This is a genomic window from Methylotetracoccus oryzae (assembly GCF_006175985.1).
In the GTDB taxonomy this organism is placed as follows: Bacteria; Pseudomonadota; Gammaproteobacteria; order Methylococcales; family Methylococcaceae; genus Methylotetracoccus; species Methylotetracoccus oryzae.
On sequence record NZ_SRSH01000035.1, the window covers coordinates 1 to 10,733 of the forward strand.

10 protein-coding genes are annotated in these 10,733 nt (G+C 63.2%); 5 read left to right on the forward strand and 5 right to left on the reverse strand.

Annotated elements, in window-relative coordinates; translation table 11 throughout:
* Window positions 1-517 precede the first annotated feature (517 nt).
* Window positions 518-784: a DUF5132 domain-containing protein gene (locus BWR02_RS20580; RefSeq protein WP_162560269.1), complete on the reverse strand. Its 267-nt coding sequence runs from the start codon at window positions 782-784 to the stop codon at window positions 518-520.
* Between the two features lie 49 nt (window positions 785-833).
* Entirely contained in the window at window positions 834-1,670 is an 837-nt protein-coding gene (locus BWR02_RS20585) for an EcsC family protein (RefSeq protein ID WP_139559788.1), read from the reverse strand.
* A 186-nt stretch (window positions 1,671-1,856) separates the two neighbouring features.
* Between BWR02_RS20585 and BWR02_RS20590 the strand changes: the two genes are divergently transcribed.
* Window positions 1,857-2,525 carry a hypothetical protein gene (locus BWR02_RS20590; RefSeq protein WP_139559789.1) on the forward strand — a complete coding sequence of 223 codons (669 nt, stop codon included), beginning with the start codon at window positions 1,857-1,859 and terminating at the stop codon, window positions 2,523-2,525.
* A gap of 107 nt (window positions 2,526-2,632) precedes the next feature.
* The gene (phoU, locus tag BWR02_RS20595; protein WP_139559790.1) at window positions 2,633-3,355 is read left to right on the forward strand and encodes a phosphate signaling complex protein PhoU; all 723 of its coding nucleotides are present in this window, start codon (window positions 2,633-2,635) and stop codon (window positions 3,353-3,355) included.
* Between the two features lie 176 nt (window positions 3,356-3,531).
* Here the strand turns inward: phoU and BWR02_RS20600 are convergent, their stop codons facing one another.
* Entirely contained in the window at window positions 3,532-3,810 is a 279-nt protein-coding gene (locus tag BWR02_RS20600; protein WP_139559791.1) for an HU family DNA-binding protein, read from the reverse strand.
* Window positions 3,811-3,973: 163 nt separating this feature from the next.
* On the opposite strand from BWR02_RS20600, the gene BWR02_RS20605 reads away from it, so the two are divergent.
* Window positions 3,974-4,855 (forward strand): Dyp-type peroxidase, encoded by an 882-nt coding sequence (locus BWR02_RS20605; RefSeq protein WP_139559792.1) that lies wholly within the window; start codon window positions 3,974-3,976, stop codon window positions 4,853-4,855.
* 256 nt (window positions 4,856-5,111) lie between these two features.
* Here the strand turns inward: BWR02_RS20605 and BWR02_RS20610 are convergent, their stop codons facing one another.
* A complete protein-coding gene (locus tag BWR02_RS20610; protein WP_139559793.1) occupies window positions 5,112-7,022 on the reverse strand; it encodes a response regulator in 1,911 nt (636 codons plus the stop codon).
* Window positions 7,023-7,253: 231 nt separating this feature from the next.
* Window positions 7,254-7,991: a zf-HC2 domain-containing protein gene (locus BWR02_RS20615; protein ID WP_139559794.1), complete on the reverse strand. Its 738-nt coding sequence runs from the start codon at window positions 7,989-7,991 to the stop codon at window positions 7,254-7,256.
* 457 nt (window positions 7,992-8,448) lie between these two features.
* Between BWR02_RS20615 and BWR02_RS20620 the strand changes: the two genes are divergently transcribed.
* Window positions 8,449-8,685 (forward strand): Hpt domain-containing protein, encoded by a 237-nt coding sequence (locus tag BWR02_RS20620; protein ID WP_139559795.1) that lies wholly within the window; start codon window positions 8,449-8,451, stop codon window positions 8,683-8,685.
* 534 nt (window positions 8,686-9,219) lie between these two features.
* Window positions 9,220-10,566: a hypothetical protein gene (locus BWR02_RS20625; protein ID WP_139559796.1), complete on the forward strand. Its 1,347-nt coding sequence runs from the start codon at window positions 9,220-9,222 to the stop codon at window positions 10,564-10,566.
* The last annotated feature ends 167 nt before the right edge of the window (window positions 10,567-10,733 follow it).

Consider the following 10,733-nt stretch of genomic DNA (forward strand, 5'->3'; position numbering starts at 1 on the left):
ACACACCATGACAGAGCACAGCGTCGGGATGGACCCATTACCCGGACTGACTGCAGACTGAAGAACTCATCTGAGCCGGAGTTCGCCCCCGAAAATTACACCACCTTGACGGACGCTACCGAGACAACGCCGTGAATCCGTCCCTGGAGGCTCGGCTGCGGGTTCCCTCCCGCAGACGGTCTCGCCCTCCCAGCCCGCTCCCACTACCCAACAAGGCAGCGGGGTGAATGGTTACGATCGGAAAGAGGGGTTGTGGTCGCTGGTTGACCCGCGTCAGAAGAACCCGCGCACCCAGCCGGGCGTGCAAGCGGGTTGCGCGCCAAGGCCGGTAACGAGCTCAGGAGCACGATGAGGACCGCACAACAGGCCGCGCCGGTATCCGCTGCGCAGCAAGGCGCCGATGCCCGGCACGGTTGCCCTCAACCGAATAGAGGCAGCCTCAATCAGGGGCCGGTAAGCCCGCGTCGGTGAACGGCGCGATAGCGATTGCCGAAGTCGGATAGCCCGTTCGCTAGGATCAGGCGTGGCGCCCGCCCTCCGCCTCGGCCGCCGTCGGAGGCTCGGGCGGTCCCGGTTGTTCCTCGGACACGTTCGCACGAACGCCGGCCACGATATCCTCGATCGAATCGCAAGCCTCGACCACCCATTCCCGCCCCTTGTCCATCAACAGCAGTCCGCTCCTGACGGCATTCTTCGCCGCGGGCCGAAGCACCGGCGCCAAGGCCAGGGCGAGCGAGCCCAGACCCAGCCCGATCGCCACGCCCTTGCCCAGGTCAGTTTTCAAAAGATCGGAAAGATTGGCCACAGCGGCTCCTGTCGTCGAAAAAGCGGCGTCATGCCGCGAGGGGATAAGCCAGCACTCGTGCGCTCGGCTGACCCAGTTGGTCATACCGGGCCCGGACTTCCCGGGCACCGAACTTCCGCTCCAGCCGGCGCAGCGCAAAATGCGCTCGTGCGATGTCCTGAAAATGCTGAATGAACAGACGGTTCACGAATGCCCCGCTGGCAGCGCCAACGACCGGCAGCGCTGCGGCGGCGGCCTTGTGCGACAGCGTTACGCCGAAACGCTGCGACACCGCCGCCAGAAACTGGACCAGCGGTGGCGAACCTGCACCGCCGGCCAGGCCCCGCTCCGCGAGATGCCGTGAAGCCGCTGCCAGGGGTGCATCCAGCGCCAGCCGTACGCCGAAATATCCACTGTCGGCTGGATCACCACGCCCGGATTGCCCACCCAGTGCGAGCACTTCGAGACAGGCCAGCCGGGTTTCCAAGCGCTCGAGGGGCTCGCCCTCGGCGGCAGCGATCGCCGCGATGGCGCGCAGCATGACCACGGCTGTACAGGGCGACTCGATCAGGAGGGCCGGTCCACCAAAGAATCCTCCAGCAGCCCCAACGGCCATTGCCGTAAGCCGGTAACGTGCGCCGCCACACGGTCGCGCTGTCCCCGTCAGTCCTATTACGGCAACATTCAGCGCCGACCAGATGCCCTTTTCCGCGGCCTGCTGAATCCGGCAGTGCCAGCGCGGAGGCATCAGCTTGAATGCGACCTCGAACGGAGCACCCACGAACTCGGACAGTCTGGACGCGAAGCTCGGAGACTCCAGACAATCACGCGCCCGCTTTAAGTCCGCGCAGTCGGTGGGCGACCAGTGGGGGAGTGAGGAATACATCGTTGGGGGGTTGGGGTATCGGCCGCCGGCGCATCGATCCGGGCCTTCAGCCTGTCAAGAATAAGCCCCCATCATGACTGTTTCGTGACACCGCAAAGGGCTCTGCAACACGGTGACGAAGGGCGCCTCCCACGTGCTAGCATCGGGACATCCTGACGATGCAAGCTTATGGGAGATCAGCAGAAAATGGCGACACGCCTGGCCGAACAAGTCCGCAATGCCTTCCGGCAAGATCCGAACACCGACGCCCCTGCCTCCGCCAGGAATCGGAGGGTGGCAGCCGCGCAACCGCGGCAACAAAGCGTCGCCGTAGACCAATTCTTCTACTTTTTTCTGCGCCTGCGGAAGGGTGAGGTCCGACGGATCGTGCAGCGGGTGAAAACCCTTTATCCGGGAGAAACGCCGGAACAACTGGCTCGCCGGCTGATCCTCGCCCAGAGTTCGCTGTCGCTGGTCGGGGGCGCGCTGTTGTACCTGCCGATGCTGTTTCCGGTCGCCGGTAACGTGCTGAAGATGGTCGGTTTCGTCGGCGGTGCGTCGATGCTGACCCGGGTCAACCTGTATCTGATCCTGGAGATTGCCCTGCTATACGGTAAGGACATCGACGATCAGGCGCGCGTACCCGAACTGATGGCGGTAATCGCGGCCTCCGGCCTGAGCGCGACTTCCCCGCTGTTGGTCAGCCGGATGGACTGGCACCCTGCGGCGTCGATTCCGGCATCGGGTGTGATGGCGGCTGCGACGGCCAAACTGATCGGTGAAGCGGCGATTGCCTTCTACCAGCGCCCGCAAACCGTTTTGTCGGACGTGGGCGGGAACGAGACCGAACCCGGGATCGCTCCGGCGACGGCGTGAGCGCAACGGGGACACACATATCAAGGTTCACGTTTGCGCACCGGCCATGACTCTATCCGAATTCACGCGCACCTCTCGGCGCAGACGGCGCCCCGGAACGTAAGACCATGAACAACAATTCAGAAGGACATACCGTCAAGCAATACGACGCTGAATTGGGCCATCTGAACGAACGTGTTCAGACGATGGGTCGGCAGGTGCTGGACTTGGTCAACGACGCCGTCCTGGCCTTCAACACGCTCGACTTGCAGCTGGCCCAGTCCGTCATCGGTAGAGATCATGCGATCGATGAACTCGAGCGGTACATCGACGCCGAAGTGATCCGGCTGCTGGCCCGCCGGGCACCTCTGGGCGGCGATCTCAGAAGGATCATGACGGTATCCAAGAGCGCCAGCGATCTGGAACGCATCGCCGACGAAGCCGTCAGGATCGGCAGCACCGTTATCCAGCATTTCGGGTCGGAGGGGTTGGAACTGTCGCGCCAACTCCGGCGGAACGTCAACACGATGATGAAGCGTGCGACAGCCTGCCTGCAAGGCGCCCTGAACCTGTTCGACGATGATGGCGAGAGCCCTGCCGAGACCTTGGCCGGGCGTCAACGCGCGGCGGGCGACGAGTTCGAGTCCGAGCTTCGCCGGCTGATGACCTATGCCATGGAAGACCCCCGCACTATAGGGCCGGTCATGAACATCGTGCTGGTCTTCAAGTCGCTGGAGCGCATCGCCCACTACGCCGAAAACCTGATCGAATACGTGCTTCTGGAAGACGATGCCGAACGCTACGCGGGTCCGCAACCGCACGTGAACCCTGGCCAGCAGAACGATCATTGAACCGCTGACGCGACGGTCAGACGCTCAGGCTCCTGACCCGGCCTCGAACTGTGACCACAGCGCCTGCGAGCCGGGTGCCACCGTTCGCAAACGGGCTCGGCTCGAACTGGCGTCGCGCGGCAGCGGGTGCCTCCGTCAGCACGCGGAGTTCATCACGCAACCGCCGACGGTGCCTGTCAGCCGCCGTTGACCTGTTCCTTGAACGCCTTCCCGGGCACGAACTTCGGGGACCGTGAGGCCGCGATCATGATCGTCTCACCCGTTGCCGGGTTGCGCCCTTCCCGCGCGTCGCGTTCCACGGGCTTGAATGTGCCAAAACCCACGAAGGTCACGGTCTCGCCCTGAGCGACGGCCTCCGTGATTGCGTCGAGCAAGGCCGTCAGCGTTTGCTCGGTGTCCTTCTTGGTCTGACCGGTCTTCGCAACGACGGCATCGATGAGTTCGGACTTGTTCATGCTGTGTTCTCCTGGTGTGAATTGAAGGCCGCCATTGTGGCACCATGAAGGGGCACCTTGGCAAGTGCCCCCAGGTCGTGAAATGCCACACAGCGAGCCGGCCGCGTCGCGGTCTTGCCGAATGACGCCGACAACACGAGATATTCATGTGACGGAAGCATCGATGATTGACGTCCAGACCGGCATCCTGGCTCCGGTGCCCGCGTTGGGCCGCTACCTCAGTTTCAGCACCACGCCACAGGGCGACCTGCGCAGCGCACTGCTAGCGCTCAGCGAGTTGGCCGACGGTCAACGAATGGTGGTGGGCCTGGGCGAATCGCTGGTACGCGCGCTGGGCCGCGACATCCCGGGGCTACACAGTTTTGCCGGCGCCGTCGGGCCGGGGCTGGAACTACCGGCCACACCGGCGGCTTTGTGGTGCTGGTTGCGGGGCGAGGACCGGGGTCATCTGGTCCATCTGACACGCGCCGTGCAGGCCGCGGTGGGCCCTGTGCTGGCGCTGGACCAGGTGATCGAATCCTTCCGCCATGCCATGGGCCGGGACCTGAGCGGTTACGAGGACGGCACCGAAAACCCCACCGGCGACGATGCGGTCGCGGCAGCCATCGTCGCCGGACAGGGCACCGGGCTGGACGGCGGCAGCTTCGCTGCCGTGCAGCAATGGGTGCACGACTTCGGCCGCCTCGAAGCGATGACCCCGCAGGCGCAGGACCAGACCATCGGCCGGCGCCGCAGCGACAACGTCGAGCTGGACGACGCGCCGCCCTCGGCTCACGTCAAGCGCACGGCGCAGGAAAGCTTCGAGCCCCCGGCCTTCCTGCTGCGCCGCTCGATGCCCTGGGCCGAGGGCCAGCGTTCGGGACTGGTGTTCGTGGCATTTGCCTCTTCCTTCCATCCCTTCGAGGCACAGTTACAGCGGATGATCGGCGCGGAGGACGGCATCACCGATGCCATCTTCGGCTTCACTCGGCCGGTGACCGGCGCGTACTTCTGGTGCCCACCGCTGCGTAACGGCCGACTGGATCTGCGCGCACTGGGGCTGTAGGTGCGCTGGAAGACCTGCCGGTCTTCGCCGCCGGTCGCGCTGTGGCGGAAAGGGCGGCGCTGAGTGAGCTGGCCCCGACGGTTCTAGCCACCGTCAGGATACCGTCTTGTTTGTCGGCTCGGTTACCAGCGACGGCTTGAGCAAACCGCTATCCCTGGCAGAACCGCGTCTCGTGAGTCTCCTCAGACGCGGCGCGCGACGGGAGCCGCCAGGACTCATATTGACAAACGTCCGCGCCCACGCCTCATCCTGCGCTTCAAGCTACGAACGCGGGTGAGTCGAGGTAACCGAGCAAGTCCTGTAGGCTCACTGGCTTGACCAAGTGCTGATCGAAGCCCGCCGCAGCGCTGCGACGGCGATCCTCGTCCTGCCCCCAGCCACTGATCGCGATGAGTTGCAGTGTCTGTCCGGCCGGCGACGCTCTGAGGTGTTGTGCCACCTCGTACCCGTCCATTCCCGGCATTCCCAGATCCAGGAGCGCGACATCCGGTGTGAAGGTTTGGCACAGGGCCAAGGCCTTCGGACCGTCGTAGGCCACCTTTACCGTCCCGCCGAGCTGCTGCAACATCAGCGCGAGCGTATCCGCGGCATCCCGATTGTCGTCCACCACCAGAACCCAGCGTCCCGAAAGGGGGCGTGATGAGGTCTCTTCTTCGCGGCTTACTCGCGACGTGGCGCGCGCGCTCAACGGCAGATCGACCCGGAACACACTGCCGCGCCCAAGCCCGTCACTGTGCGCCCTGACTCGACCGCCGTGGAGTTCGACCAAACGTTGAACGAGGCTGAGCCCCAGACCTAGCCCGCCCGGTTGCTGGAAATCGTCGGCGGCTTTGCCAACGCGACGGAAAGGCTCGAACACATACGGTAAGTCCTCCGCAGGAATACCGATCCCCTCGTCTTGCACCGAGATATGAGCGCGATCGTCCCGCAATTCCACCCTGACCTCGATCCTGCCGCCCACTCCCATGTATTTCGCCGCGTTGTTGAACAGGTTGCTGAACACCTGCGTCAGCCGCACGGCATCGCCATCGAGGTAGAGCCCCTCCGTTGATCGCATGACAACGACCTCGTGTTGTCCCGCCCGGATCTGGGGCTGGCTCGTTTCCAGCGCTTGGTCGAGAATGGCGTTCAGCTCACAAGGGGACTTGACGATTCTGATGTCACCCCGACTGATGCGAGAGATATCCATCAGGTCATCTACCAGCCGTACCAGTTGTTTGAACTGCCGTTCCAGTATCCCGTAGAACTGAGGGAACTGCCTTTCCGCATACCCTGTCAGCTGCAGTGCGTCCAATACGGAGCCGATCGGCGCCAATGGGTTGCGCAGTTCGTGAGCCAGCAGGGCGAGAAACTCGTCCTTGCGGCGCGCCACCTCAGCGCGCTCGGTGTTCAGCAGCACGGAATCGGTGATGTCCTGAACGACCAACTGGACCATCGTCCTGGCCGATTCCAAGTAGCTCACGCCATCCAGAATGGCCGGAAAGTTCGTACCATCGGTGCGGACCATGCGCACTTCCAGGTTCCGAAAAGCATCACCCTCATGACGGAGACGAGCAACCGCCACCTTCAGGGACTGCCTTTCGTCGGGCACAACCCAATCCAGAATCGATCGCTCCTGCGCCGGGTCTTCGTTCGCACCGCCTACCAGCGCCATGAATGCAGGATTCGCGAACCGTATCCGGCCACCGGCATCGAGGAGTACCACACCGTGCGGCAGCCGATCGGTCAGCCGAACGAAACGCTGTTTTTCCGCCACGAGCTTCCGATAGCGGTCCAGACGGAGAATCGTCGCGACGCGGGCCCGCAATTCGGTGCGATCGACCGGTTTTGAGAGAAAGTCATCCGCCCCCGACTCGATACCCGCCAGCCTTGAGCCCGCATCGTCCAGCGCCGTCAACATCACGATCGGAATCTCAGCCAGCGCGGGCGTTGCGCGGAGACGTCGACATACCGCGTAACCGTCCATGTCGGGCATCATGATGTCCAGCAGGATGAGGTCAGGCTGCAGTTGCTCGGCCAAGAGGAGAGCCTGCTCGCCGCACTCTGCGATGGCCAAGTGATAACGCTCGTCGGCGAGCATGGCACCGAGCACGGCCCGAGCCGTGGGCTCGTCATCCACGAGGAGGATGCAGGGCATGGATATCATGTCGCTCGGTCGCTTGCTCATCTTGCGCTTGCCACACCCCAAACAATCCGGCGATCAGCGCTACCGTGGCCAGACCGAAGTAGACCCCACGCTCGCGGCAAACCGCGCTTGCCTCCCCCTTTTTCCCGATGCCGAGCTTGCGCCCTGCGATGGCATTCGTTCCCGTGTCGGCACATGACTAAATTCGATAATCTTTCACGCAGTCGCCACCACGCACGCCTGCTCCGGATTGCTGCCGCGTAGCGGCGCAGCTTACTCCGGTGAAACGTACTTTGAAGCCGGTGCCGCGAATACCACCCCGGGCTCCGCGCGCAGACGCGCGATCACGCGTGCCACCGCCGCCTCGGTCGCCTTTACGCCGGAGAGGCGCAATGTGAACGCGCCCGACTCGATCGAGCCATGCACGATCTCCGTCTCCAGTTCCCTGGCCAATCGCTCGACCTGATCGATCTGGATCGAAGGCGCGAACACGACCCGCAGTTCACCCTCCCCCGGACGCCCCGCGCTGCGCGGCCATCCGAAGGCGCGATGAACCGCCGTCCGAACTTCTCCCCAATCGACTCTGCTAGCTCCAGCGATCAGCGATGCAGAAAGCAGCACTGCCAGTACCCTCAGTGACCGCGACGGATACGGACTGCTGGTGACCTCGGAGGCTGGATCAAGGCCCTGGCGAATATCACCCGCCCACACTGCCTTTTCGCCGGAAAGCGATGCGGCGGGCGGTATATCGTCACCTTGATCACCATGTTCGATCTGCATGGGCCAGCGATGGCCTCCCGCCGCCCCATCGATCAGTGGGGAGGAATCCAGATCGCAACCCCGTTGTTGCCACTCCAGATCGGCCAGCTTGTCCCGGCATACCGAACAGAATGCCAGGTGACGCTCCACGGCCTTCTGTTCAACCCAGGCCAGGCGGCCCTGCACGAAGTAGGGCAACGATTCCAGCACCGCCATATGGACGACCGCCAGCTTCGAATCCCTCTCGTTCATCGGACGAAAGAGCGCTGCATGCCGAACTTGGGAGAATCCGAAAGATCGCCATCTCTTGGCTGACAGTACGCTGAATCGAGGTCGACTCACATCGAAAGCCTTCCCTTGCCGTCACGTCCCACAATCACGCTATTTAATGGCCGGCAGGTCGCTCGCTCTCACGGCTGGCTGCGCCGTCTGGCTCCCATATCTCTACGGCGAGGTTACTGCGATTGATATCCCATCCTCAATACGTACTTCCACCTAAGGGAAAGTCGTTCATAAATTCCCTGAGATAGCCATCAAGCGACGGCCAACCCCCTAATTCTAAGGAGCGCGATAGGCTGGACCTTGTTGAATCATCGGCCAGAGCATGCCCTCTTCACCTTCATGCCATAAACCTCTGCTTGCATGCTTTACGTCTGCGACTCCGGGCACGCCAGGGAAACCCCTCGCGGATGAGGCGTGGCGTTGCCGCATGGCCGACATCCCCGGACTGAAATCAGCCGAGGGCTTGCGCATCGTCAATGGGAACCGGACCACGTACCTCCGGTTGCTGACGCTCTTCGTCGAACAATACGGGAACCCCGCGTTTCTCATACGCGACCTGTTGGGTCAGGGCGACCGCGCAGCCATTCGGCGGTTCAGCCACGATCTCAGCGCTTCACCCGGCTCGGTAGGGGCGACACCCGTGCAGCAGCGGCCTCGACTTTGAACAACGCTGTCCCGCTAGGAGCGCAACCCCAAGAACTCGATCAACACTGGACGGCACTTAGAGCCGCACGGGTCGAACTGATCACGCGACTCGAGGCAGCGCTGAATACCGAAGGATCTCAAAGGCCGGAGTCGGAGCAGAGCGCGCCTTCTCTCCCCTGACAACGCCCCGCTGCGACGGCCGCGGCAACCCGCGCCGCACTCCACGACGACGCTAGCCCGCGACCGCAGCCCCCGCCGCGGTCCGTACCGGCCCATCGCCGCTCGGCCTGGCTTCGCACTCCCCGCGGCCATCGGCCATCACTCAGCCACCCTCTCGCCGTCCCACGCCACCCGGCGACCGGTTCACCCCCCGCCCAGCCACCGCCCGGAACTGTGACCTGAATCACCGTTTTCCCGCCAACTCCGGACAGGGCCCTTACTAGAGTTTGGTCACGCTCAGTTCAACTCGGGTTTCTCGCCACAGCGAATACTCCGACACATAACGAACTGAAACCACTTATTTGCATAAGACCAAAATCCAAGGGTGAGTCTCATGAATACCAAAACCGCCGCCGCTGTCGCCTCCCTCCTCGTCGCAGCAGCTCCCATCGCCTCGGCCGTTACCTTGTCCGCCTCGAACCTGGCTTTCCCCGATCAGCAGATTTTCACGACCAGCACCTCGAAAACCCTGACGCTGAAAAATACCAGCACCAAAACGGAAAGTATTTATACCATCAGCGAAAAGGACGAAAACTATACGATGACGATGAATTCCTGCGGCAAGTCGCTGACACCAGGTCAGAGTTGCGCCGTCAGCTTCGCCTTCGCCCCGCTGGCGACCGGCAACCTGCCGACCAACCTCTACATCGGGACTTCGCAGACGAAGAGCAACATCGCGATCACCGGCAAGGGCGTCGATCCGGTCGCCACCAAGATCGGTCCCAAGAAATGGCATCCGGGACACTACGTCCAGTTGCCCAACAAAGTGACCCTGGCCGATGTCAAGGTCATCCTGCCGCAGATCCCGCCGGAGATTAAGGGCGTCATGGTCCCAGTCATCTGGAGCAAGGTCGAAACCTCGAAAGGCGTCTACGACTTCTCGACCATCAGGGCCGAATTCAACGTCATCAAGGGCCGTGGCAAACGCATGGTCGTGATGTTCGAGGACATGTGGTTCGATAATGCCACGCCGCAGTGCGTGCCGAAATATATGTTGAGCGATCCGGTCTATGAAGGCGGCCAGCAGGTCGGCTTGAATGCGGAGGGACAGCCCGCCGGCTGCGAGACCAAGCGCTGGGTGCCCGCCGTCATGGACCGCATCATCGCGGCGCACCAGGCATTGGGTAAAGCACTGGACCAGGACCCGATGTTCGAGGGCGTCACCACCGAGGAAAGCGCCACCGTGGCACCCGACACGCGGGACTATGTCGATCAGCTGAAACGGCTCGCCACCGCGCTGCCGAAGGCCTATCCGACCTCACTGACGAATCTGTGGGTCAACTGGCGCACCGCGCCCTACACGGCGGAACTGATCGACCATCTGTACCGCAACGGCGTCGGCTTCGGCGGACCGGATACGCTGCCGACCACCTTCTACAGCAACGATGCCTATGAGTTCTACCCGCAGTATGCCGGCCGCACCTACTCGCTGATGGCCGCGCAGCCGACGCATCTGATCTGGAAGGAGAACCCGATCGGCGAAGGCCTGCTGACCCTGGACGACGTGTTCCACTTCGCGGTCAACGACCCGCAGGGTATCAACGCCACGCATCTGTTCTGGTGGTGGTTCAAGGATGCCGCCAGCCCGTATGACTTCTTCGATACGGTGGACGTGATCAAGGCCAACGGCGGCGCCATCAACGACGCCTGCCCCGAGAACCTGATCTGCAACACGCAATGAGCCCATCACCCTTGACCCGCCGGGCCGACATCGAACGCTCGGCGGGCCCTACACTACACAGGGGTTGTCGCACCGCGGCGGCTCGCTAGAACCACCGGCCACAACCCCTGCTTTTTGCCGCCACCCGCGCCGGCCACCGCTCCGCCCTTCCCACACAGCCCCCCGCC